Raw genomic sequence first — 23,178 nt, 5'->3', positions numbered from 1 at the left:
GGGTGCGCCGGTGACCGATCCCGTGTTCCTCATCACCGGCGCCTCCCGGGGCATCGGCGCCGCCACCGCCCGGCTCGCGGCCGAAGCCGGCTACCGCCTGGTCCTCGTGGCGCGAGACCAGACGCGTCTGACCGACCTCGCCACCCGGCTGGGCGACGCCGACCGGGTGTGGCCGGCCGCCTGCGACGTCACGGACTGGGCCCGGCTCGACGCGCTCGTCACCCGGGTCCGGGACACGTGGGGCCGGCTGGACGTCGTCTTCGCCAACGCCGGCGCGAGCGTCGTCACCTCCTTCCTCGGCGAGGGCGGCGCCCCGCCGGAGGAGTGGCGGGACATGGTGCTGGCCAACGTGTACGGCCCCGCACTGACCGCCCGCGCCGCCCTCCCGGCCCTGGTGGCATCCGGCGGCCACCTCGTCCTGACCGGCTCGGCCGCCGGCCGCGGAATCCGCCCGGGCAACCTGTATTCGGCCACCAAGTGGGCCGTCACCGGCCTGGCCCAGAACATCCGCGCCGAGTGCGTGGGCACCGGCGTCCGGGTCACCTTGATCCAGCCCGGCCTGGTCGACACCGGCGGCATCCCGGCCGAACGGTCTCGTGACCCCAAGCTCGATCCCGCCGACGTCGCCCGGGCCGTGCTCTATGCGGTCGGTCAACCGTCTACTGTGGACGTCAACGAGATCCTCGTCCGCCCGGCCTGACCGGCTTGCGGGGCGACGCACGCGCCGCCCCGCAAACCAACCCCGGCGCTACTGGATCACGAACGGCGCCGACACGTCGACCGAGTACGGTGTCGTGCTGTTCTTGTTCAGCTGCAACACATAACTGCCCGGCAGCACGACCGGCGGGCCGGACGCGTTGATGTCCCCGGCGCTCGTGGCCAGCGCCGATGCCGGGAAGGACACGCGCACGACCTGGGACCGGCCCGGGTCGAGGGTCACCCGGGCGAAGCCGACCAGCCGTTGCGGCGGGACCACCACCGGGCTCACCGGCTGGGCCGCGTACACCGGCACGATGTCGGTGCCGGCGCGGGTTCCGGTGTTGGTGACGGTGAACGTCGCGGTGGCCGTGCCGTCGCGGCCGATCTTCGGTGTCACCGCCAGGTTCGTGTGCGTGAAACTCGTGTACGACAGGCCGTACCCGAACGGGAACTGCGGGTTGTACGCGTTGCCCTGACCGGACGCCGTGCTGGGCAGCTGGTCGAAGAACTTCGGCTGGTCCCCCAGCGGGGACGGGGCCGTGCCGGCGAAGTCACCGCCGACGGCCGGGGCGTCGGACGGCCAGCTGATCGGCAGCTTGCCCGCCGGGTTCGCCTTGCCGAACAACACATCCGCCACGGCCGTGCCGGCTTCCGTGCTGCCCTGGTAGGCCATCAGCACCGCGTTCGCCTTCGCGGCCGGGCCCAGCCCGACCGGCCGGCCCGCGACGACCACGACGATCACCGGCTTGCCGGTCGCCTCCAGCGCCGAAATCAGAGCCTGCTGGTCCGGCGCCAGGGCCGGCGCCGGGTTGTCGCCCAGTCCTTCCGCGTAGGCCTTCTCCCCCACCACCGCCACGTAGGCGCTGGTGTCCGCCGCGGCCGCGACGGCGCTCGCCTGGTCCGGCGCGTACACCGCGGCCGGGTTCGCGGCCCGGATGCCGTTCAGCACGGTGGTGCCCGGCGGGATCTGGTTGTCCGGGCCCATGCAGCACACGTGCCCGGCACCCGCCACGCCCTGCCAGCTCACGCTCCAGCCGCCGAGCTGGTTGGTCATCGAGTCCGCGCTCGGGCCGGTCACCACGACCTTCGCGCCCGCGGGCAACGGCAGCGCGTTGTTCTCGTTGCGCAGCAAGGTGATGGACTCCCGCGCGGCCTTCAGCGTCTGATCGCGGCCGGCCGTGACGGCGGCGTTGGCGGCGTTCGCGTCGACGCACGGCTTCGCCGGGTCGGCCACGCACGGCTGGTCGAACAGGCCGAGCTGGAACTTCAGCGTGAGGATGCGGCGCACGGCCTGGTCGATCCGCGCGCGCGAGATCTTGCCCGTGTCGACGGCCTGCAGGATCGCGGCCTGCCACCCGGCCGCGTCGGAGACCTGCATGCTCATGTCGACGCCCGCGTTCACGGCGGCGGCGATGGCGCCCGGCAGGTCCGGCGCGATGTGGTAGGCGGTCTGCAACGCGGTGACGTCCTGGTAGTCGCTGATCACGACGCCCTGGAAGTGCATCTGGTTGCGCAGGATGTCGGTCAGCAGGTAGCGCGACGCGGTGGCGGGCACGCCGTTGATCGACCCGGAGTTGACCATCACCGTCCCGGCGCCGGCGTCGATCCCGGCCGCGTACGGCGGCAGGATCGTCGTCTGGAGGTAGTTCATCGGGAGCAGTTCCTCGGCCCGGTCGTGGCCGTTGATCGACTGCGAGTAGCCGGCGAAGTGCTTGACCGTGGCGCTGACGTTCAGTTCACCGCGCTTTCCGGGCGTCTGCATGCCCTTGATGTTCGCGGCACCCATCGCGGCCGACAGGATCGGTTGCTCGGCCCACGTCTCGTAGGTGCGGCCCCACCGGTTGTCGCGCGCGATGTCCTGGACCGGGGCGAAGTTCCAGGTCCAGCCGGTGGCGCGCAGGGCGTCCGCGGTCGCCTTGCCGCCGGCCCGGGCGAGCCCGGGGTCCCAGGTGGCGCCCATGCCGATGGACTGCGGGAACAGCGGTGCCTGCCACGGGTGGCCGAAGCCGTGCACCGCGTCGACGCCGAACACCACCGGGAGGTGCAGGCGCGAATTCTTGATCGCGTACTGCTGGATGATGTTGTACTCGGTGGCCCAGTCGTAGCCGGTGTTGCCCACCCCGCCCTTGCCGGTGGTGTCGACCGGATTTTCGGTACCGCCCGCGAGAATCGAGCCGACGTTGGCGTCGATCAGGATTTTCCGCATGCATTCGGGATTGGGGAGGTTGAATCCGTTGTTCCCGCACGTCGTCCCGTTCGGGTCGGTCAACGTGGTGACCAGCTGCTGGTCCATCTGGCCGACCTTCTCGGGCAGCGTCATGACGTGCAGCAACGCCTCCACCCGCGCCGGCACCGGGCGCCGCGCGTCCATCCAGGGCGCGAGCCCGGGATCGGGGGCGGCACTGCTACTGGCGGCGAACGCGGGAACCGCGAGCAGGACCGCCGCCGCGAGCACCGTGACGGTGGCGCGGGTACTGCGTCTGTGTTTGCGGAACACCTGACCTCCTTCAGCCGTGGTCGGCACGGACCGGCCGCATGGGTGCGAGCGCACCGTAGGCACCTTCCGCAAGGCGGTAAAACCGCCGAACGGCGGCCGGGACCGTCTACTGTGACCGCCACCCCGGCTCGCTCCGCCGCGTCGAGCCGGAGTTCCGGCGAAACCTGCGTCCGGTCTTGACGCCGCGGACGTTGTCGTTCACAGTCCTCTGGTGCGTTCGGACGCACCCCGGTCGACCTCCTACCCCTCCCGCCACCCCTTCCCCGGCACCCAGCGCGCCGCTCGATGTTAGCGCTAACAGTATCTCCATGTCCCCCTCAACGACGAAGGGAACGATCCCCATGTCGATCGGAATCGCGCGCGCCACCAGGTGGCGGCACCGGCCCTGGCCGGCCGCCGCGGCCGTGGTGGCGGCCGTCGCCGGGCTGCTCACCGTGGCCCCCACCCCGGCTTCGGCCGCCACGGTGGACACCTCCGCCTGGTACGTCCTGGTCAACCGCAACAGCGGCAAGGCGCTCGACGTCACCGGCGCCGCCACCACCGACGGCGCCGGGCTCATCCAGTGGAGCCGGACCAACGCCGCCAACCAGCAGTTCCAGTTCACCGACACCGGCGGCGGAAATTACCAGCTGCGCGCGCGGCACTCCGGCAAGCTCGCCGACGTCCAAGGCGCGTCCACCGCCGACGGCGCGCCGGTGGTGCAGTGGGCCGCCAACGGCGGCGCCAACCAGCAGTTCAGCGTGGCCGACGCCGGCGGCGGGTACGTCCGGCTGGTGAACCGCAACAGCGGCAAAGCCCTCGACATCCAGGGTGCCTCGACCGCCGACGGCGCCGGCGCCGTGCAGCAGACCGGCTCCACCGGCACCGCCCAGCAGTGGCAGCTCGTCCAGGTCGACGGCGGTGCCACGAGCGCCTGCACCCTGCCCTCGACCTACCGCTGGAGCTCGACCGGCCCGCTGGCCACCCCGAAGCAGGGCTGGGTTTCCCTCAAGGACTTCACGAACGTCGTGTACAACGGCAAGCACGTCGTCTACGCGACCACGCACGACACCGGATCGGCCTGGAAGTCCACGAGCTTCAGCCCGTTCACGAACTGGTCCGACATGGCCACCGCGAGCCAGAGCACCATGTCCTTCGGAGCCGTCGCGCCGACCCTGTTCTACTTCGCCCCCAAGAACATCTGGGTGCTCGCCTACCAGTGGGGCTGGCCCGACACGTTCTCCTACCGCACGTCGAGCGATCCCACCAACCCCAACGCCTGGTCCGCGCAGCAGACGCTGTTCACCGGCACCCTCCCCAGCGGGGCGCCGATCGACCAGACCCTCATCGGCGACGGCACGAACATGTACCTGTTCTTCGCCGACGACAACGGCAGCATCTACCGCGCCACCATGCCCATCGGGAACTTCCCGGGCAGCTTCGGCTCGAACTACACGAAGATCATGAGCGACACCCCGCAGAAGCTGTTCGAAGCGCCCGAGGTCTACAAGGTCAAGGACCAGAACCAGTACCTCATGATCGTCGAGGCGCGGGGCACGAACGAGCGCCGCTACTTCCGCTCGTTCACCGCCACCAGCCTGAGCGGCACGTGGACCCCGCAGGCCGCCACCGAAAGCAACCCCTTCGCCGGCAAGGCCAACAGCGGTGCCACCTGGACCAACGACATCAGCCACGGCGACCTCGTCCGCACCAACCCCGACCAGACCAAGACCATCGACCCCTGCAACCTGCAGTTCCTCTACCAGGGCCGCGACCCGGCCTCCGACGGCGTCGACTACGGCCTCCTGCCCTACAAGCCGGGAGTGCTGACCCTGCAGCGCTAGCACCACCGGGCAGGCTCGGATCGGCCGGGAGAGCGTGATCGCTCTCCCGGCCACGCCGGATTCTCGCAGCCGGCGGGGAGCTCACGCCACCTTGATCACGACCTTCCCCGCGGCGTGGCCGTTCTCGACGGCGGCCAGGCCGGCCGGGGCGTCGGAAAGCGGGTGGACCGCCGTGATCACCGGGGCCAGCACTCCGTCCAGGGCCAGCCGGGCGGACCGCTCCAGGTTCTCGCGGTCGAGGCGGCGCTCGACGAACCGCCCGCCGAGCTCGGGCACCGACATGTCCCCCACCGCGATCACATTGCGGGGGTCGCGGGCCAGCGGCGCGACCGTCCGCAGCGAGGTGCCACCCACCAGGTCGACGATCCCGTCGAAGCCGTCCGGAACCAGCTCGCGTGCCGTGGCGACGACGTCTTCGGCGGTGTAGTCGACGAACCGCGCCCCGGCCGCTTCGGCCTGCTCGCGCTTGGCGGCGCTGCCCGTGCCGAGCACCCGCAGCCCGCGCGCGGCGGCCAGCCGGGCGACCGCGAGACCGACCCCGCCACCGACCCCGTTCACCAGGATTACCGCGCCGGCCGGCAGCCCGAGCTGGTCGAGTGCGTCCACCGCGGTCGTCCCCGCCACCGGCAGCGTCGCCGCCACCGTGGCCGCCAGGCCCGCCGGGATGCGGGCGGTGTTCGGCGCCGAGAGCACCGTCGTCTCGGCGTAGGTGCCGCCGCCGGTGAGCGCGAAGCCGAAGACCGCGTCGCCGACCTCGAGCCCGTCGACGTCCTCGCCCAGGGCGAGCACGGTCCCCGCGGCCTCCATGCCCAGCACGCGGGGGAACGGCCGTCCGCCGTCGAGACCGGGGACCACGCCCGCGCGCACCAGGTGGTCGAGGGGGTTCACCCCGGCGACGTCGACGCGGATCAGCACCTCGCCGCGACCGGGAACGGGATCCGGCCGCTCGAAGAACTCCTGCACCTCAGGCCCGCCGTGCCTGCCGAAACCCCACGCCTGTCCCATTTCCTGCTGCCTTCCGGGTGACCGGCCCGGCGGTTCCGGGCCCTGCGGCCATGCTCACCGCTGACACCGGTGTCAGGGGCAACCACCCGAGGCGCAGGTCACACCGGCGCCACCAGCTCCGCCTGGTGCCGCCGGTTGGCCTCCATCACGGTGTCCAGTGCGTTGCGGGCCTCGGTCAGGCGGGCGATTTCGGCGTCGATCCGGTCGCGTTCCCGCGCCATCGTGGCGAACGCCGCCTCGACGACGTCCGGATCGCCCGGGGTTTCCACGCACGGCAGCACGGCCGCGATCACCCGGCTGGACATCCCCGCGTCGAACAGCTGCCGGATGAGCCCCACGCGCTCCACTTCGGCGTCGGAATAGTGCCGCTGCCCGGCGTCGGAGCGGGCACTGGTCAGCAAGCCCTGCTGTTCGTAGTACCGCAGCGACCGCGAACTCACGCCGGTGCGCTGCGACAGCTCCCCGATCCTCATACCGGCGAGGCTACCCGTGGCAATTACATCACTATCGATGTATCGTTTCCGATGTGAAGGTGAGTGAGCTGTACCTGCTCGGCAAGCACCTGATGGAGCTCGCCGCCCGGGGCATGCGCGACGACGCCGATCCCGAGGTGCCGGAGATCTACCTGGTGGTCATCTCGGTGCTCGTCGAAGCGCCGGGCATCTCGATCAGCGAACTCACCGCACGCACCGGCTTCGCGCAGAGCCACGTCTCCGCCGCCGTCGCCCAGCTGCGGGAGCGCGGCGCCCTGAACACCGGCCCGGACCCGGCCGACCGGCGGCGCACGCTCGTCACCCCGGTGGCCGGACTGGTCGAGGCGGTGGCCGAGCGCCAGCGCCGTGACGCCGAGGAGGTGCTCGCCGCGGCCCTCGCCGAGGCGGAGCCCGACGCGGAATCGGTCGCACCGCGGGCCGCGCGGCTGGTCGAAGCCGCCGACGAGCTGTACCGGCTGCTCACCGCACGCGCGCTCGGCGTGACCGGCGAAGCCACGCTCGTGCCATTGCACTCACTGGCCCGGAAAGCGGCCGGTGAACCGGAAAAGTAGGGGGATCCCATGCACTACCCGTTCGCGGACGCGGCACCGTTGCGCTGCCCGGCCGAGTTCGCCCGGCGGCAGGACGAGGAGCCCGTCGGCCGCGTGCGCCTCGCGACCGGCGAAGACGCCTGGCTCGTCACGCGCTACGCCGACATCCGCGCGCTGCTGACCGATCCGCGGTTCCGGCCGTGGCTGCCCGGCACGCCCGCGACCGAAGGCGGTGGCCTGCTCTTCACGATGTCCGGCCCGGAACACGCCCGGCTGCGGCGCGCCGCAGCCCAGGCCCTGACCCCGCGCCGGGTGGAGCGGCTTCGTCCCCGAGTCGAGGCGCTCGCGGCGGAGTCAGCCGAGAAGTTCGTCGCGCAGGGGCAGCCCGCCGATGTGCTCGCCGGCTACGCGGTCCCGTTCGCGTTGGCGGTGCTCAACGAGCTCCTCGGTGTCCCACCGGAGGCCCGGGACGACCTGCGGTCGTGGACCGACGGCGTCGTCGCGGTGTTCACGGCACCGGACTACGCGGAGATGGCCGAGGCGGCCCGGAACCTGGGCGAGTACCTCGCCGAGCTCGTCGAGGCGAAGCGGCGCACACCGGGCGAGGACCTGCTGACCGGGCTCCTCCAGGCGGAGGTGAGCCCGGAGGAGGTCACGCAGCTGGCGTTCGCGATCCTGATCGCCGGCTACGTCCCGGCGGCCAACGCCCTGGCCACGGCGGTGCTGCGGCTGGCGGCCGAGCCGGCCCTCCCCCGCGACCCGGCCTCGATCCCGGCGGTGCTGGAGGAATTGCTGCGCCAGGACCCGGGCTCGGCCGCCGACCAGGGCCGCGTGGCGGTCGAGGACGCCGAGATCGGCGGCGTCCCGATCCACGCGGGCGACTTCGTGCTGGGGGCCTTGCGGGCGGGCAACCACGACACCCGCCGATTCCCCGCCCCGGAGCGGGTGGATCCGGCACGGGAGCCGGGGCACCTGGCTTTCGGCCACGGCCCGCACCACTGCCTCGGCGCGGCCCTGGCCCGGTCGGAGCTGCGAGCCGGAGTGACGGCGTTGCTGTCGGCGGCGCCGGAGCTGCACCTGGCGGTGCCGGTCGGCGAGCTCGAGTGGAGGCGGATGTTCGTGTCCCTGCACGGCCCGGCGGCGGTGCCCCTCCGGTGGTGACGCCCGCCTCGGGGCAAGGTGACACAGCGCCAGAGCTTGCGCTGCGTCCGCTCGCACCCCCGACCTGCCCCGACGTAGGCCGCAACGTGCAGGACCACACGGGCTGCTTCGGCAGCGGCTTCCCCGTCCCCCGAACGGAGCGCGGGTCCTCCTCGGTCTGTCCGAAGAGGACCCGCGGCCGCTCAGCGGGGCAGGACGAGGTGCTCGGCGATGGCGTACAGTTCCGCCCGCGGGCCGGGGCCCGCGATGGCGATCGGTGCGCCGTGGACGGCCTTGAGGATCCACAGCGTGTGGTAGCCCTTTTCCTCCTCGTAGCGGGTTTCGTGCCCCTGGACCCGTTCGCCCGCGGTGCCGCGCACCCGGTCGGCCTCGTCGCTGCGCACCTGGATCGGCGGCAGGGTGCTGCACGTGCCCACCGAGTAGCTCGTGCGCGCCCCGCCCGGGCCGTGCTCCTCGATGTCGAACGTGCACATCCGCCGGCCGTCGGGCAGCTTGCCGAGGCCGAACGCCGGGGCGACGGTGGTCGTGCCGGGGAAGGTGACGTTCTCCGCGACGCGGCGGCCCGCGTCGGTCAGCTGCTGCGCCGACGCCGTGCTGCCCGGCTGCGCGGCCACGTTGACGTACAGCGAGCCGCCGGCGGGGTGGGTCAGGTACACCTCGTAGCCGCCCGGGCCGCCGGAGTTCGAGCTCTCCACCCCCGCGCGCCCGCCGATGGTGACGGGCCGGCCCGGACCGGACTTGAAGGCGGCGCCGCTGATCGGCATCGACCGCATTTCCTGGACGTCCACGAGCAGGACCTGAGGCCCGGACGTGACGGTCAGCATGTACTCGCCGCCGTAGACCGGCTGGTCGGGGTTCGCCGCGCTGCCCCCGATGTTGATCCGGCGCACCAGGTAGCCGGCCTTGCCCGGCGGCAGCCAGCCGAGCGAGTAGGGCATGGCCAGCTCGCCGATGCCGGGCTTGGCCGGCGCCTCGGCAGCGGCCGGAGCGCTGCTCGGGCCGGTGCCCGTGGCCACCCGGTCGTCCGGCTCGGATCGGTTCAGCGCGACGACGGCGACCGCGCCCAGCGCGAGCAGGACCACCGCGGCACCGGCCGCAAGCGGACGGCTCACCACGGCGCGCCGCCGGTCGAGGCGCTCCCGCGTGGCCGCCAGCACCCGGTCGGTGTCGGGGACGTCGTGTTCGTGGGCGGCGAAGGTGTCCTTGATCAAGTTCTCGATCTCCATCAGCTCTCCTTGGCCTGGGCCATCCGGTCGAGGCTCAGGCCGTGTCTCAGGGTGGTCAGGGCCTTGCGGGAGTGGGCCCGCACGGTGGCCTGGGCGCAGCCGAGCAGGTCGGCGATGTCGGCGTCGGGGAGCTGCTCGTAGTACCGGAGCACGACGACCGCGCGCTGGCGCCGGGGCAACCGCGCCAGGCGCTGCCACATGTCCTCACGTGCCGCGTGGTCCGACGCGAAGTCGTCCGGCCGCGCCTCGTCCGGCGGGTCGCCCACGGCGATCAGCCGCGCCGACCGGCTGCGCCGCCAGGACAGGTAGTCGTTGGTCACCATCCGCAGGACGTACCGGTCGGGGTGCTCGGCGTCGCTGATCCGCGACCACCGCCGGTACACCTTGACCAGCACGTCCTGCACCAGGTCGGCGGCCTGCTCGCGCTCCCCGGCCAGCATCGTCGCGTAGCGCAGCAACCGCGGCAGGTGTGCCCGGACGAAGTCTTCGTAGTCAGCCATCACTACGAAGACTGCTCCCGCGCACGATCCGTGTACCGCCACGCGGAACTTTCCGCGTTTCGGCTGACCGAGGCATTCAGGTTCGACGGCGCAGCGGATAAGCTCACCCTGAGAGCGCTTCCAGAACCGGCCCGTCCCATCCGCTGCCTGTTCTCGGAGGAACGCAGATGCACACCACCCGCCGATCCCGGCCGGCCGCCGTCGCCGGTGTCCTGGCCGTTGCGGCCGCCGCCGTCACCGTCGGCGCGGTTCCCGCCGCCCGCGCCGCGACGGGCTGCCGGGTCGACTACGCGATCGCCGGACAGTGGCAGGGCGGCTTCAGCGCGGACGTCGACGTCACCAATCTCGGCGACCCGGTCGCCAGCTGGCAGCTGACCTGGACGTTCCCCGCCGGCCAGCGCGTCACCCAGCTCTGGAACGGCACGATCGCCCAGTCCGGCGACCGGGTGACCGTCGGCAACGCCGCCTGGAACGGCTCCCTCGGCACCGGCGCGAGCACCCGGTTCGGGTTCACCGGCTCGTGGACCTCCGCCAACCCCGTCCCCACCGGGTTCGCCGTCAACGGCACCCCGTGCAACGGTCCCGTCCCCCCGACGACGACCACGTCGCCACCGCCGGCGGACCCGCTGGCCGGGGCGTACACGGTGGGCCGGGTGAAGACCACGGCCGGTGCCGCGCAGTACACCTGGCCCGGCACCTCCTTCGAAGGCCGCTTCCGCGGCACCGGCGTCGACGTCCGGCTCAATGACACCCAGAACGACTACGACATCCAGGTCGACGGCACCACGGTCGCCACGCTGGTCACCCCGGGCCGCACCACGCGCCAGATCCGGGGGCTGACCGACGCCGAACACAACGTGCGGCTGGTCAAACGCACCGAAAGCCCGTGGGTCGCCGGCGAGTTCGACGGTTTCGCCGCGGCACCCGGCGGTGAGATCCTCGCGAAACCCGCCGCCCGCACCCGGCAGATCGAGTTCATCGGCGACTCCCTGACCGCGGGCTACGGCGACCTCTCCACCACCCGCGACTGCTCGGCCAACGGCGGGATCGACCGCAACACGAACACCGACATCAGCTACGGCGCCCTCACCGCCCACGGCCTGAACGCCGATTACCAGGTCAACGCGTACTCCGGCCGCGGCATGGTCCGCAACTACAACGGCGGCGACCCAGGGACCGACTTCCGCACCTACTACGACCGCACCCTGCAGAACGTTTCCGGCGACGTGTGGCACAACCCCGCCACCTGGCGGCCGCAGCTGGTCGTGGTCGCCTTGGGCACCAACGACTTCAGCACGGCGCTGCACTCCGGTGAGCCGTGGACCGCCGACAGCCTGATCGCCGCCTACCAGACCGCGTACCAGGGTTTCCTCGACAAGCTCCGCGCGCAGTACGGCACCGGCACGATCATCGTCGTCGGCGCGACGAACCTGTTCGCCGCCCAGGCCCGGCAGGTCGTCACCGACCGCAACGCCCGCGGCGACAGCCGGGTCCGGTTCTGGAACTTCGACGACCCGCGCCTGGACCACCTCGGGTGCGACTGGCACTTCTCCCGCACCGACCACCGCATCATCTCCGGGCTGCTCACCGACTACATCGCCGCCCTCCCGCTCACGTGGTGAGCCGGCAACCAATCCTCCCGTTCAGGCGTGTACCTCCCGCATGCAGGGAAACAGGGAGGACCGGCATGACCTTACGAAGATCGCTGACGTTGCTCACCGTCGCGCTCGCGCTCACTGTCACCGACAGCGCGATCGCGGCAGCGGAAACGCCTGGTCAACAACGTTCCGAGGTGACGTTGGCCGCGACGTCCTGGGGTTACGTCGACTCGGCGGCACCGACGACCACCTACTTCAAGCCGGGCGACCGCCTGCCGATCGGCACCTGGGACACCACACCGCACCGCCAACGCTCGTATGTGGACTTCGACCTGAGCTCGTTGCGGGGTGCGCCGTTCACGACGGTGCTGCTGTCGGCCGGTGAGACGCACTACGTCGACTGCGACAGCCGCGCCACCGAGGTGTGGCGGACCTCCGCCTACACCCAGCAGTCGGCCTGGCAGAACCGGCCGGCGGAGCAGACCCGGGTGGCGTCCAGGGGTGGCGACGGCACCTGCATCGACAATCACGCCACGTTCGACGTCACCTCCGCGGTGCGGGACGCGGTCGCCCACAAAGCGCGTCACCTCACGCTGGGCTTCCGCGTCGCCGAAGCCCACGAGGCAGACCCGGCGTTCTACCGGCTGATCGAGGCTCCGCCGACGCTGCGGGTCGTCGACAACGCGCCGCCCGCGAAGCCGACCGATCTCCGCGCCAACGACGCACCCTGTGCCAAGAACGGCACCGGAGCGCTCGCGAGCTGGCAGCTGAAGCTGAGCGCGAAGGTGTCCGACCCGAACGGCGACCTGACGTCCGGGCAGTTCACGTGGTGGCCGGTGGCGAACCCGGCGCAACGGCACACGGGCGCCGGGTGGGGCGACCCCGCCACGGCGTACCCGGACACCTCCGACCTCGCCGACGGCACCTACGCGTGGGAGGTGTACGCCCAGGACAGCTGGGGGGCGAAGTCGGCCACGGCCGGCCCGTGCCGGTTCACCGTGGACAACACGGACCCCGACGCGCCTGCCGTCGTCTCCACGACGTACCCGGCGGGCGCCGAGGGCGGCGGGATCGGGGTGGCGGGCACCTTCACCTTCTCCCCCAACGGATCCTCCGACGTCGCGAAGTACGACTACAACTTCGGCGGGAACACGCGGGAGATCGCTGCCGGCCCCGACGGCAAGGCCACCGTCGACTTCACACCGACGGCCGCCGGCTGGCAGTCGGTGGTCGTGCGGGCGTGGGACCGGGCGGGCAACCTCTCGCTGAGCACCTACTACACGTTCATCGTCAAGGAGACGCGGCCGACGGTCACGTCCGACCGCTACCCGCCGCAGGGCGGCCCGGACGGCGGCATCGGCGTGCCGGGCGTGTTCCGCTTCGCGCCGGGGATGCCGAACGTCGTGGCGTACGACCACCGGCTGGACGGCGGCGCGTCCGCCACGGTCCCAGCCGGCCAGGGTGGCGTCGCCGAGGTGACGATCACACCGGCCACCGGCGGTGAGCACGTGCTGTTCGTCCGCAGCACGGACGCCTCGGGCGGGAAGTCGCCGGAGCGGGAGTACCGATTCTTCGTCGATGCTTCACCGGTGGTGAGCGGGCCCGAGAACGTCGACCTGGGCACCTCGGCCACGTACACGGCAGCCCCGAGAATGCCGCACGTCGCCGAGTACGACTACTGGTTCGCCAGTGCCGAGAGTACGAAGTGGACGGTCAAGGCGAAGGCCGACGGAACCGCCGCGCTGCCGGTCGAGTTCACCTCGGCCGACCAGACCCTGCTGCGGGTCCAGGCCCGCGACGCGTCCGGCGGGCTGTCCCCGGTGGCGGAGAAACGGCTGTCGCTCAACACCTGGCGGCCGGAGATCGGCTACCAGGGCGACATCGGGACGGAGGGCCGGGCCACCACGTTCACGTTCACCACCCCGATGCCGAATGCGGTGGAGTTCGAGTACTGGCTGGCGGCGGACCCGGCGACCAGGTGGACCGTGCCGGTCAGCGGGACCACCGCGACGGTGAGCTACACCCCGCCGAAGATCGGCGACTACGAGATGCTGGTACGGGCAAGGAACACGGCGGGTGTGTGGTCGTCGACGGACAACATCACCTGGACGGTGACGAACGGGCCGACGGTGACCTCGAAGGAGTTCCAGCCGAACGCCCGGGTGTTCCCCGGGACCTTCGCGTTCGAAGCCCGCCAGCCGGGCGCGGTGACGTTCGAGTACTCGTTCGACTGGGGTCCGTTCCAGCAGCTGGCCGCCGAGAACGGACGCGCCGCGCTGCCCTGGACTCCCCCGCTCCCCCCGGACGGCTGGGCCTCCCACAACCTGCGGGTGCGCACGGTGACGGCCGGCCAGGTGTCGTCGCAGGAGAGCACGTACTACTTCAACGTGTTGAGCGCGCCGTACGTGTCGTCTCGGGAATACCCGGAGGGCGTGTGGTCGGGCGGTGCCGGTGTGCCGGGGACGTTCACCTTCACGCCGGGCATGCCGGGCATCGTCTCGTACACGTACTCGATCCGGAACGACCGGGGTGTGGAGACCGCGGAGACCACCGTGCCGGCGGACGGCGCGGGCGCGGGGACGATGACGTGGACCCCGCCCGAGCGAGGCACCTACGCGGTGTTCGTCCGAGGCAACACGGCGGACGGCACCAGGTCGGGCGGCATCGGGTACTCGGTGTACGTCCACTGACCGCGTGAGCCTGCGGCCCCGCTCCCCCCGGGGAGCGGGGCCGCAGGTTCGACCGCGGCCATGAGACTCAACCGTGCACCAGGCTGCGTGAGCGCATCGCGTTCGCCACCATCGCCACGCCCTCCTCGGTGAACAGGGACTCCGGGTGGAACTGGACGCCTTCGATCGGGAACTCGCGGTGCCGGACGCCCATGACCTCCCCGGACGGCGACCAGGCCGTCACCTCCAAATCGGCCGGCAGCGAAGCCGGGTCGATCACCAGGGAGTGGTAGCGGGCCACCGTCAGCGGGGTGCGCAAGCCCGCGAAGACACCGCGGCCGTCGTGGGTCAGGGGTGTGCACTTGCCGTGCATCGGCTCCCCCGCGTGGATGATCCGGGCCCCGAACGCCGCGCCGATCGCCTGGTGGCCCAAGCACACTCCGAGGATCGGCACCCGCCCGGCCAGGCTGCGGACCAGATCCACCGAGATGCCCGCGTCCGCCGGGTCGCCGGGGCCGGGTGAGATCAGCACCAGGTCCGGCTCGAGCGCGGCGACGTCGGCCACCGAGATCTCGTCGTTGCGGTGGACCTCGCACTCCGCGCCGAGATTTCCCAGGTACTGCACCAGGTTGTAGACGAACGAGTCGTAGTTGTCGAGCACGCAGATCATGCCGCCGCCCCTTCCACCGTCACCCCGAGCGCCCGGGCGCCGGACCCGAGCTTCGCGAGGCACTCCGCGTACTCCTCGGCCGGGTCGGAGTCGTGGACGATGCCGCCGCCGGCCTGCAGCCGGACCTCGCCGTCGACCCACACCATGCTGCGGATCGTCAGGTAGAGGTCCACGTGGGACACCCCGAACGAGCCGACCGCGCCCGAATACAGCCAGCGCCGACGCGGCTCCAGGGCATCGATGAGCTCCATCGCTCGCACCTTCGGCGTCCCGGTCATGGTCCCCGCCGGGAACGTCGCCCGGATCAGCTCGGCGGTGCCACGCCCCTCCGACGGCTCGCCCCGGACGTCCGACGTCAGGTGCATGACGTGCGAGTACCGCTCGACGGCCAGCAGCCGTTCCACCGACACGCTGCCGGGGCGGCAGACCCGGCCGAGGTCGTTGCGGGCGAGGTCGACCAGCATCCGGTGCTCGGCCAGCTCCTTCACCGACGAACGCAGGTCGTCCTCGGCGAGCCGGTCGGCGTGGCCGTCGCGGCCCCGCGGCCGGGTGCCGGCCAGCGGGCGGATCAGCGCCCGCCCGTCCGAGAGCGTCAGGCACGGCTCGGGCGACGCCCCCATGGCCTCGAACTCCGGCCCACCGTACCAGAAGTGGTACGGCGACGGGTTGATCTCCGTAAGTCGCTTGTAGACAGCCAAACCGTCCACTGTGGCCGGTGCGGTCCAGGCGTTGGACAACACCAGCTGGAAGACGTCGCCGTCGAGGATGTGCCGCTGCGCGCGCCGTACGGCGTCGACGTACTCGTCGTAACCGAAGCCGAACTTCCCGGTGCCCACCGCGACCGCCCCGAGCGGGGCCACGACGAGCCGGTCGAGCGTGCGGGCGACGAGCTCGGCCGCCTTGCGCGCGGCCGCGGGTGTCGTGCCGCGGCCGATCACCCGCTCCTCGGTGACCAGCACCTCGGGCAGGAAGAACTCGTACACCGGACGCCCGCCCGACGGGTGACGGCTGGGCAGCCGCTCGAAGTCGCGCGCGGCGTCGTAGGCCAGGAAGCCGTACCAGGCCGCCTCGGCGTCGGCCAGGTCCGGCGGCAGGTCCAGCCCGGCCAGCAGGTCCACCGCCGCGGTGAGCGGGGCGGGCCCGTCACCGCCGGGGTGCGACAGGACGGCGAGCTCGCCCGCGGCCAGCACCGCGTCCCGGCCGCCCGGCCCGGCGGTGAGCATGACGCGCCCCGCCGGACGCAACGCCGCCGCGGCCGCCACCGGGTCCACCGGGGACACCAGCGGGACGACGTGGCGGTGCAGCCGGGCTCCGGGCGACAGCGCGGACGTGATCATCGCGCGCCCGCCGGCACCCGGAACTGCGTCCGCTCGTGGGCGCCGACGGGCTTGCCCATGGCGTAGCGGAACGCGGCGAGCTGGATCGCCCGCGGCGGGCAGCCTTCGACGAAGATACCCAGATCCCGGCTTTCGTACAGGCAGTTGCCGACGAGCACCACTTCCCCGCGCAAGGGTGGCACCTCGACCTGGGGCCCGGAAATGACCGTCAGCTCCCCGTCCCACTCGCACAGCTCGCCGGCCAGCGCTTTCATCGCCCCGGCGACGAACCGGCTGCACGCCGGGCAGGCGTTCTCGGCGTAGACGTGGATCCCTTCGCGCGGCACGACGATCTCGACCGGCGCCTTCACCATGTCGAACGCCAGGTCCTCGAGCGGGGTCCCGAGCAGCTCGATGTCGTCCAGGGACAGCGGCCCCATCCCGCGGGAGTGCGCGTCCCGCAGGTAGGCGACGCTGTCCGGGTCGAAGCCGGCCAGCGTGCCGACGGCGACGTCGAGCGCGACGGCGTTGCGGCTCGCGGCGAGGAACCCGGCCTCACGGGCCTGCCCGTCCATCGGGTAGTTGCCCTCGATCACCGTGGTCCCGTCGCACACCACCAGGTCCTGCGGGCGCATCAGGTTCAGGTCCACAGTGGACTCGTCGACCCCCGCCATGTGCACGATCCGGGTCGTGTACCCGGGCAACAGCCCCACCAGGTTCTTCATCGCGTTCGAGTAGACGACGCTCGCGTGCGTGCGCAGCTGCGGGACGCCGATGAAGTAGTCGCAGTCCAGGATCAGCTCGGGCACGGCGATCGGCACCCGCAGCGACGTCGCCTCCGGGATGCCGGTGATGCGCAGCGGCAGGTCGTCGAAGCTGACGACCCGGGCGTACTTCGCGGCCTCGTGGTCGCCCAGGATTTCGTAGATGGCGTGCGTGCGTTCGGCGATCACCGGACGCGCCCCGTGCTCGGCGACCACGCGGGCGATCGCGGCCAGCAGTGCCGGCCGCACGTGGAACTCGGGTGCCGTCTGGAAGAGGTTCGGCTTGATCAGCACCTCCGCGCCGGCCGGCAACCCGGACAGGGGGTCGCCGAGCAGGCCCAGGAGCCGGTCCAGGCCGGCCGGCACGTCGGCGTCTTCACCGACGGCCGTGAGGGCGACCGCCTCAGTCATCGGTGTCCTCCACCGCGATGACGCGCGCCGGGGCGGCCTCGGCGCCCGCCACCTTGGTCGGCAGCGCGATCAGCTGGACGACCGGGCGGGTCAGCTCGTGCAGGTTGGTCACGTACTCCAGCAGCGGGATGCCGGCGGCGAGCAGCGCGTGGTGCACCGGGGACTCCGCGTCGCCGGGCCGTTCGGTGAGGCAGTCGAACCCGATGAGGCAGGCGCCGTTGTCGATGGCCCACCGCGCGGCCGAGGGCGTCAGGTACGGCGGGCGGTCCCAGTAGTCGGGCCGGCCCCAGTTGTGCCGCAGGTAGTCGGTGCGGATGAGGAGCCGGTCGCCGGGCTGCCACACGGCCCGCAGCGTCTTCTCGAGGTCTTCGCCGGTCACTTCGTCGAGTTCGCCCTTGAAGGACAGGTCGGCGACGCAGGCCCGGCCGATCAGCGTCTCGAGGGGCACCTCGTCGATGCCTTCGGTGCCGGGGAAGAAGTGCAGCTTGTACTCCATGTGCGTCCCGTTGTGCGGGAACACGTGCAGGTAGGAGAACGTGCGCTTGGTGCCGTACGGGTCGGTCTCCGGGGTCATCGAGCGTTCGCTGACGAACTTCGGGAACCAGTCGGCGGGGTAGGACGGCATTCCGTCGTAGAAGCCGTGCGTGAGGTCGACGAATCGGGGCACCGGGGTTCTCCTTGCTCAGCAGGTGACGAGACAGGTGTTGCGGACGTCGGGGTTGTTGATCATCGTGATGACCGTGGTGCCGCCGGGCGGGATGGCGCGCACGCCGCCGCCGGACAGCCCCGTCGGCGTCATGAACGCCGCCCACAGCGCGTACCACTCGGAACGCTCGCCGGTGCCGGGGTCGATCACCGCCTCCAGGTTGGGCCGGACGATCTCCTGGACCAGCGAGCCGGTCCGCGAACCGGCTTCGAGCGTTTCCCGCCAGGTCGCCGCGTCGACCTCCGGGCCGATGACGACGCCCTGGCCGCCGTACAGGCCGGTCGGCTTGAACACCAGCCGGTCCTGCCGCTCGAGGCACTCCTCGATGCGGCCGGCGTCCGGGCCGGCACCGGGGCGGCCGAGCATCCGGCTCCACGGCAGCACGCGCTCGATCGCCGCCCGCTCGGCCGGCTCGAAGGTGCCGGCGAACTCCGACAGCATGGCGAGGGTGCCCTTGTTGCTGAACACGTTCGTCGGGGTCCAGACGACGACCTGGCCGTTCTCGTGCGCGCGGAACACCGGTTCCAGCAGCGCGTCGCAGTCCGGGTGCGCCAGCATCTCCTCGAGGCCGTAGTAGCGCAGGATGACGTCGACCGGTGTGCCGTCGAGGTACGGCTTGCCGGAGCGGAACTCCAGGTCGCCGATCTCCCCGACCCGGCACTCGACGTCGTTCTCCGCCAGCAGTTCCGCGATCGCCCGGCGCTGGTGGCCGTAGGTCGTCATCCCGCCGGGGCCTTCGACGATCGCGACCACCGGCTCGCCGGCGCCGATCGGCTTGCCCGCGGAGCGCAGCGCCGCGGCGAGGTCGGAGCCCATGTCCAGGAACCCGAGGCCGTGCTCGGCGGCGAACTCGGCGACCGCCGGGACCCGCAGGTACGCCTTGGGCAGCGTGCCCACCATGTCCAGGCCGCCGAGCGCGCTGCCGATGTTGTACTCCAGCAGCTTGAACGCCGTGCCGTCGTAGTAGACGTCGGCACGGCCGTAGAGCGGCGGCGGTCCTTCGCCGAGCAGCCGGGTCATCAGCGCGGCGTGCCGGTCGTCGATGCCCAGTGCCCGGCGGAACCGGTCGAAGTCGCCGTCGAACAGCCGCCGCGGCAGGGCGCAGACGAGCTCGTAGACCGTGACGAGGTCCCGGCCGAACGCGCGGTACTCCGCCTCGTCGACCACGACCGGCCGCGGCAGCAGCCGGGGCCAGGAGAGCCGTTTGGTTTCCGACAGCTCCAGGCTCTCCCGGGCGTGGCGCAAGGGGCTCTCCGGGTCCGCGCACGCGGCGAGGTAGGCCTTGGTGATCCGATCGGACCGTGCCGACATGGTTACCTTCCAGGGGTTTCAGGCGGAGACCGGGACGGGCGTCGCGCGGCGGGCCAGGATCACGCGGTACTGGAGGATGATCACGACGCCGAAGAGCAGGTAGATCCCGGCCATGCCCTGCGTGCTGACGATCGCGCTCAGGCTGATCAGGATCGAGTTGACGATCTGGCCGAACCGGATGTGCAGGTAGTAGGCGGCCAGGTACCGCGGCCGGCCGTCGTCCGGGGCCAGCTCGGCCAGCAGGGCCTGCTGCACCGGCAGGTTCATCAGCTCCCCGGCGGTCAGCACGACGACGGCGACGAGCAGCAGCCACGCGTCGTCGGTGACGGCGAGGACCGCGAACCCGCCCGCGTACAGCGTGATGCCCGCGTACAGGCGCGCGCGGTCCGGCATCCGCTTGAGCAGCGTGTTGACCACCAGCGCGAACGCGACGACCAGGACGGTGTTGACCGCCTTGAGCACGCCGAGCATCTCCACGCCGGTGACTTCGCCGAACGGGAACACCGGCTGCACCGGGAAGTCCGTCGCCAGCCGGATGCCGATCGCCGTGCTCAGCTGCCCTTCGAGGGTCAGGATCAGCGTGGCGGCGATGATCAGCCGGCGGAACGTGGCGTCGGCCAGCACCACCCGGTAGCCCTGGACGAACTGGGCGACCCCGGTCAGCTTGGTGGCCGGCCGGGGCGTCTCCGGCTTGGTCTCCGCCACGAGCGTGACGGTGACGGTGAGGGCGAACGCCATGCCGATCGCGCCGCCGAGGATCACCGCGCCGAAGTGGGTGCTGTACAGGAAGGCACCGAGCAGCGCTCCGGTGCCGAGCGCGAGGTTGATGACCCAGTAGTTGACCGTGTAAACGAACTTGCGCTCGTCCGGCGGTGTGACGTCGATGATCGTCGCGTCGTTGGCGGGCAGCGCGAGGTTCGTCCCGAACTTGACGACGGCGTAGCTGAAGTAGACGGCGAGCGCGCCCCAACCGGCGTAGTAGGCAACTGCCATCAACGCGAGGAACCCGGTGCCGACGACGTCCCCGACGACGAGCACCGGACGGCGGCCCCAGCGTTCGGACAGGTGCCCGCCGGCGAGCATGCCGACCACCGCGAACGCGGCGAACACCAGGATCAGCGCGCCGGCGACCGCGACGCCGACGTGCGCGGCGAGGTAGATCGCGATGAAGGTGAGGATCATCGCGTCGATCAGCTTGTGCACGAACGCGAGGCCGATCCGGACCCGGACGTTGCGGTGCAGGGCGAAGAAGGTCCTCATCGGACTTCCACTTCGATCAGGGCGCGGACGTGGTCCGCGCGGGCTTGGGCCTCCGCCGCGTTCGCGGAGCCGGTGAGGATGACGAACCCGTGCCGGGTCTTCGAGCTGACCGTCTCCGGCAGGACGTCGCCGGGCGCGAACGGGAAGGTCAGGGTGTCCACGTAGTCCAGTGCGCGGGCGGCGTCGAGCCCGGTCACCGACCGCAGGATTCCCGGGGGGAAGGAGAAGTACGCGATGTGCCCGACCGGGCCACCCGGCTCCGGCAGGGACGTCCGCCCGGCGAGCGCGGCGAACATCGCGCGCTTGACGTCGAAGCCGCGCGCGTGCCCGATGATGTCCGGGATCTTGTCCCCGCCCAGCCGGGCCTGCGACTCCACGATCCGCGGGCCGTCCGCGGTGTGGATCACCTCGGTGTGCGCCGGTCCGCACTGGTAGCCGACCGCGTCGAGCAGCTCGACCGCGAGCGCGGCGACGGCTCGCGTCCGCGCCGTCTCGGGTTCGCCGAAGAGGTGCCCGCGTTCGACGAAGTGCGGCAGCGGGCCGAGCAGCTTGCGCGTCACGCCGAGGACGTGGTGCTCGCCGCGCACGGTCATCGTCTCGACGCTGAACTCGGGTCCGCGCAGGTACTCCTCGACCAGCAGCGGCCCGGAGTAGGCGAGCGCGGCCAGCTCGTCGCCCCACCCGGGCAGCTCGGCGGGGCCGGTGAGCAGCCGCGTCCCGCGGCTGGCCGACAGCGCGGCCGGCTTCACCACGACCGGCAGCGTGAAGCCCGCCAGCAGGCGTTCGACGTCCTGCCAGCGGTCCGCGACGGCGAACCGGACGGTGGAAATGCCCTTGTCGCGCAACAAGGTCCGCATGGCGAGCTTGTCGTTGAGCAGGACCACCGACCGCGGTGAGTTGACCGCCACGCCGAGTTCGTCGGCGACCTCGTAGGCGAGCTGCATGCTTTCCTCGCTGCCGACGTGCCAGACGTGCCGGGCACCGGTGTCCCGGACGGCCGCGCGGATCGCTTCGGCGTAGGCCGCGCGGTCGGTGAAGTCCACCAGCCACAGGCTCTCGGCGAGGCCCTCGACCTCCTTCAGGTACTCGGGGGCGGCCGCGCCGAACAGGCGCGCGGCCTCGGCCGGGTCCCAGATGGCGGTGATCCGGAAGCCCTCCGCCCGCGCCTTGCCGAGGTACGCCTTGTAGGGCATGACCATCACGAGGTTCGGCATGTCTGCTCCTGTCCGGGCTCGGAGTGGCCCAGCCTCGCCGACGCGGCCATCAGTGCACCATCGGCGGCGCATCGGCGCGGGTGCCGACCACGATCTGCTGGGCGGCGGCCTCGGCGATCCGGCCCGCCAGGTAGGCGTCACCGGCCGTCGCCAGGACGTGCCCGACCCGGTCTTCGTTGACCCGCAACGGATCCACCCGGCTACCGGACCCCACGGACACGACGGCCTCGCGCACCCCGGGCAGCGCGGCGGCGATGACCCGGCCGGTCACCTCCGTCACGACGCCGGGATCGGCGGTGAGGTAACGGATCGCCGCGCCACCCTGCGGCTCGGTCACGACGTCGCCGACGGACTCGCCGAGGTATTGGCGGATCAGCAGCTCCATCGTGGACCACCCGAAGCTGTGGTCCATCAGCTCGGTGATCCGGTCGCCCGCCGGGCGCGGGTTGATCTCGACGAGCTTCGGGCCCGAACCGGTGTACTTGATTTCGACGTGCGCGAGGCCGAGGTCGAAGCCGACGGCCGTGGTCGCGGCCACGGCGGCCGACTCCAGCTCGCGCCGGACCGGGTCCGGCAGCGCGGTCGGGAAGCTGTGCCCGAGCTCGATGAACCGGTTGCGCCCGCCGAGGATCTTGTCGGTCACCCCGAGCACGCGGACGGTCCCGCCCTCGGCCAGGACCTCCACGCTGACCTCGAACCCGACGAGGCATTCTTCGACGAGCACCTCGGGTGAGCGGGCCTGACCACGGCGGTTGGTCGTCGCCGAGCGGATCGCCGTGAACGTCCCGGTGACCTCGTCGGGCGTGGTGCAGCGGACGACGTGCGCACCGCTGGTCTCGTCCACGGCTTTGACCACGCACGGCAGCCCGATCTCTTCGGCGGCCCGGACGGCCTCTTCGGCGGTCGTCACGACGCGGAACTCCGGGACGGGCACGCCCCGGTCCGCCCACCGCCGCCGCTGCGCGGCCTTGTCCCGCGCGATCCGGACGGCGGCCGGATCGGGGCCGGGCAGGCCGAGCTGGCGGGCCGCCTCGGCAGCCGGGATGACCTCGTACTCGGCCACCGAGAGCAGCGCGTCGAGCGGCTTCGCGGCATCGACCGCCTTCACCGCCTCCAGCAGCGGTTCCAGCTCGTGGGTCGGACAGGTCACGACCTCGTCGACGCACGTTTCGAGCACTTCGGTGCCGCCCGGCGTCGCGTGGTAGCGGTCCAGGCCGCAGCTGAAGAAGGTGACGTGCAGCCCCAGCCGGCGGGCCGCCCGCAGGGCGTCGAACCCGGACCCGGACCGGTTCGACTCGACGAACCCGATGCGTCTCATGGCCGT

The 23,178-nt window shown here is 71.9% G+C and carries 19 protein-coding genes; 6 read left to right on the top strand and 13 right to left on the bottom strand.

Going from position 1 to position 23,178, the window contains the following annotated elements; genetic code table 11:
- The first annotated feature begins 10 nt into the window (after nucleotides 1–10).
- Nucleotides 11–700: an SDR family oxidoreductase gene (locus tag H5965_RS22180; RefSeq protein ID WP_310971958.1), complete on the top strand. Its 690-nt coding sequence runs from the start codon at nucleotides 11–13 to the stop codon at nucleotides 698–700.
- 48 nt (nucleotides 701–748) lie between these two features.
- Here the strand turns inward: H5965_RS22180 and H5965_RS22175 are convergent, their stop codons facing one another.
- Nucleotides 749–3,196: a glycoside hydrolase family 3 N-terminal domain-containing protein gene (locus tag H5965_RS22175; RefSeq protein WP_310971957.1), complete on the bottom strand. Its 2,448-nt coding sequence runs from the start codon at nucleotides 3,194–3,196 to the stop codon at nucleotides 749–751.
- Between the two features lie 341 nt (nucleotides 3,197–3,537).
- Between H5965_RS22175 and H5965_RS22170 the strand changes: the two genes are divergently transcribed.
- Nucleotides 3,538–5,019, top strand: coding sequence for a non-reducing end alpha-L-arabinofuranosidase family hydrolase (locus H5965_RS22170; RefSeq protein ID WP_310971956.1), 1,482 nt, complete (start codon nucleotides 3,538–3,540; stop codon nucleotides 5,017–5,019).
- 81 nt (nucleotides 5,020–5,100) lie between these two features.
- Here H5965_RS22170 and H5965_RS22165 read toward each other — a convergent pair whose 3' ends face one another.
- Complete coding sequence (locus H5965_RS22165; RefSeq protein ID WP_310971955.1) at nucleotides 5,101–6,024, bottom strand: NADP-dependent oxidoreductase; 924 nt, start codon at nucleotides 6,022–6,024, stop codon at nucleotides 5,101–5,103.
- A 98-nt stretch (nucleotides 6,025–6,122) separates the two neighbouring features.
- On the bottom strand, nucleotides 6,123–6,497 hold the full coding sequence (locus tag H5965_RS22160; protein ID WP_310971954.1) for a MerR family transcriptional regulator: 375 nt from the start codon (nucleotides 6,495–6,497) through the stop codon (nucleotides 6,123–6,125).
- 53 nt (nucleotides 6,498–6,550) lie between these two features.
- Here H5965_RS22160 and H5965_RS22155 point away from each other — a divergent pair, with 53 nt between their 5' ends.
- Nucleotides 6,551–7,069 (top strand): helix-turn-helix domain-containing protein, encoded by a 519-nt coding sequence (locus tag H5965_RS22155; RefSeq protein ID WP_310971953.1) that lies wholly within the window; start codon nucleotides 6,551–6,553, stop codon nucleotides 7,067–7,069.
- Between the two features lie 9 nt (nucleotides 7,070–7,078).
- Nucleotides 7,079–8,209 carry a cytochrome P450 gene (locus H5965_RS22150; RefSeq protein WP_310971952.1) on the top strand — a complete coding sequence of 377 codons (1,131 nt, stop codon included), beginning with the start codon at nucleotides 7,079–7,081 and terminating at the stop codon, nucleotides 8,207–8,209.
- 182 nt (nucleotides 8,210–8,391) lie between these two features.
- Here H5965_RS22150 and H5965_RS22145 read toward each other — a convergent pair whose 3' ends face one another.
- Entirely contained in the window at nucleotides 8,392–9,435 is a 1,044-nt protein-coding gene (locus H5965_RS22145; protein WP_310971951.1) for a hypothetical protein, read from the bottom strand.
- Nucleotides 9,435–9,935, bottom strand: coding sequence for a SigE family RNA polymerase sigma factor (locus H5965_RS22140; RefSeq protein ID WP_310971950.1), 501 nt, complete (start codon nucleotides 9,933–9,935; stop codon nucleotides 9,435–9,437). Before H5965_RS22140 ends, H5965_RS22145 begins: the two co-directional genes overlap by 1 nt.
- Before the next feature lie 167 nt (nucleotides 9,936–10,102).
- On the opposite strand from H5965_RS22140, the gene H5965_RS22135 reads away from it, so the two are divergent.
- Both H5965_RS22135 and H5965_RS22130 read left to right on the top strand, forming a co-directional pair.
- Entirely contained in the window at nucleotides 10,103–11,557 is a 1,455-nt protein-coding gene (locus H5965_RS22135) for a cellulose binding domain-containing protein (RefSeq protein ID WP_310971949.1), read from the top strand.
- A gap of 65 nt (nucleotides 11,558–11,622) precedes the next feature.
- Complete coding sequence (locus H5965_RS22130; RefSeq protein ID WP_310971948.1) at nucleotides 11,623–14,223, top strand: hypothetical protein; 2,601 nt, start codon at nucleotides 11,623–11,625, stop codon at nucleotides 14,221–14,223.
- 67 nt (nucleotides 14,224–14,290) lie between these two features.
- Here the strand turns inward: H5965_RS22130 and H5965_RS22125 are convergent, their stop codons facing one another.
- Genes H5965_RS22125 through H5965_RS22090 form a run of 8 tightly spaced genes read right to left on the bottom strand, consistent with a single transcriptional unit; the run spans nucleotide 14,291 to nucleotide 23,172 of the window.
- Entirely contained in the window at nucleotides 14,291–14,872 is a 582-nt protein-coding gene (locus H5965_RS22125) for an aminodeoxychorismate/anthranilate synthase component II (RefSeq protein WP_310971947.1), read from the bottom strand.
- Nucleotides 14,869–16,209, bottom strand: coding sequence for an anthranilate synthase component I family protein (locus tag H5965_RS22120; protein WP_310971946.1), 1,341 nt, complete (start codon nucleotides 16,207–16,209; stop codon nucleotides 14,869–14,871). The genes H5965_RS22125 and H5965_RS22120 overlap by 4 nt, the downstream gene beginning before the upstream one ends.
- Nucleotides 16,206–17,363: a DUF362 domain-containing protein gene (locus H5965_RS22115; protein ID WP_310971945.1), complete on the bottom strand. Its 1,158-nt coding sequence runs from the start codon at nucleotides 17,361–17,363 to the stop codon at nucleotides 16,206–16,208. The genes H5965_RS22120 and H5965_RS22115 overlap by 4 nt, the downstream gene beginning before the upstream one ends.
- Nucleotides 17,356–18,030 (bottom strand): cyclase family protein, encoded by a 675-nt coding sequence (locus H5965_RS22110; protein WP_310971944.1) that lies wholly within the window; start codon nucleotides 18,028–18,030, stop codon nucleotides 17,356–17,358. Before H5965_RS22110 ends, H5965_RS22115 begins: the two co-directional genes overlap by 8 nt.
- Nucleotides 18,031–18,045: 15 nt before the next feature.
- A complete protein-coding gene (locus H5965_RS22105) occupies nucleotides 18,046–19,380 on the bottom strand; it encodes a hypothetical protein (protein ID WP_310971943.1) in 1,335 nt (444 codons plus the stop codon).
- A gap of 18 nt (nucleotides 19,381–19,398) precedes the next feature.
- Complete coding sequence (locus H5965_RS22100) at nucleotides 19,399–20,640, bottom strand: MFS transporter (RefSeq protein WP_310971942.1); 1,242 nt, start codon at nucleotides 20,638–20,640, stop codon at nucleotides 19,399–19,401.
- Nucleotides 20,637–21,854, bottom strand: coding sequence for an ATP-grasp domain-containing protein (locus H5965_RS22095; RefSeq protein WP_310971941.1), 1,218 nt, complete (start codon nucleotides 21,852–21,854; stop codon nucleotides 20,637–20,639). Before H5965_RS22095 ends, H5965_RS22100 begins: the two co-directional genes overlap by 4 nt.
- Nucleotides 21,855–21,903: 49 nt before the next feature.
- On the bottom strand, nucleotides 21,904–23,172 hold the full coding sequence (locus H5965_RS22090; protein ID WP_310971940.1) for an ATP-grasp domain-containing protein: 1,269 nt from the start codon (nucleotides 23,170–23,172) through the stop codon (nucleotides 21,904–21,906).
- Between the last annotated feature and the right edge of the window lie 6 nt (nucleotides 23,173–23,178).

Origin of the sequence: Amycolatopsis sp. 505, from assembly GCF_031625235.1 — a bacterium.
Taxonomy (GTDB): Bacteria; Actinomycetota; Actinomycetes; order Mycobacteriales; family Pseudonocardiaceae; genus Amycolatopsis.
This window is presented reverse-complemented; position numbering and strand designations above follow the sequence as displayed.

What these genes read in the sequence shown, in the direction of transcription:
- H5965_RS22170 (WP_310971956.1), top strand. Translation starts at nt 3,538, where the DNA reads ATGTCGATCGGAATCGCGCGCGCCACCAGGTGGCGGCACCGGCCCTGG.
- H5965_RS22165 (WP_310971955.1), bottom strand. Translation starts at nt 6,024, where the DNA reads ATGGGACAGGCGTGGGGTTTCGGCAGGCACGGCGGGCCTGAGGTGCAG.
- H5965_RS22160 (WP_310971954.1), bottom strand. Translation starts at nt 6,497, where the DNA reads ATGAGGATCGGGGAGCTGTCGCAGCGCACCGGCGTGAGTTCGCGGTCG.
- H5965_RS22150 (WP_310971952.1), top strand. Translation starts at nt 7,079, where the DNA reads ATGCACTACCCGTTCGCGGACGCGGCACCGTTGCGCTGCCCGGCCGAG.
- H5965_RS22145 (WP_310971951.1), bottom strand. Translation starts at nt 9,435, where the DNA reads ATGGAGATCGAGAACTTGATCAAGGACACCTTCGCCGCCCACGAACAC.
- H5965_RS22140 (WP_310971950.1), bottom strand. Translation starts at nt 9,935, where the DNA reads ATGGCTGACTACGAAGACTTCGTCCGGGCACACCTGCCGCGGTTGCTG.
- H5965_RS22135 (WP_310971949.1), top strand. Translation starts at nt 10,103, where the DNA reads ATGCACACCACCCGCCGATCCCGGCCGGCCGCCGTCGCCGGTGTCCTG.
- H5965_RS22130 (WP_310971948.1), top strand. Translation starts at nt 11,623, where the DNA reads ATGACCTTACGAAGATCGCTGACGTTGCTCACCGTCGCGCTCGCGCTC.
- H5965_RS22125 (WP_310971947.1), bottom strand. Translation starts at nt 14,872, where the DNA reads ATGATCTGCGTGCTCGACAACTACGACTCGTTCGTCTACAACCTGGTG.
- H5965_RS22120 (WP_310971946.1), bottom strand. Translation starts at nt 16,209, where the DNA reads ATGATCACGTCCGCGCTGTCGCCCGGAGCCCGGCTGCACCGCCACGTC.
- H5965_RS22115 (WP_310971945.1), bottom strand. Translation starts at nt 17,363, where the DNA reads ATGACTGAGGCGGTCGCCCTCACGGCCGTCGGTGAAGACGCCGACGTG.
- H5965_RS22105 (WP_310971943.1), bottom strand. Translation starts at nt 19,380, where the DNA reads ATGTCGGCACGGTCCGATCGGATCACCAAGGCCTACCTCGCCGCGTGC.
- H5965_RS22100 (WP_310971942.1), bottom strand. Translation starts at nt 20,640, where the DNA reads ATGAGGACCTTCTTCGCCCTGCACCGCAACGTCCGGGTCCGGATCGGC.
- H5965_RS22095 (WP_310971941.1), bottom strand. Translation starts at nt 21,854, where the DNA reads ATGCCGAACCTCGTGATGGTCATGCCCTACAAGGCGTACCTCGGCAAG.
- H5965_RS22090 (WP_310971940.1), bottom strand. Translation starts at nt 23,172, where the DNA reads ATGAGACGCATCGGGTTCGTCGAGTCGAACCGGTCCGGGTCCGGGTTC.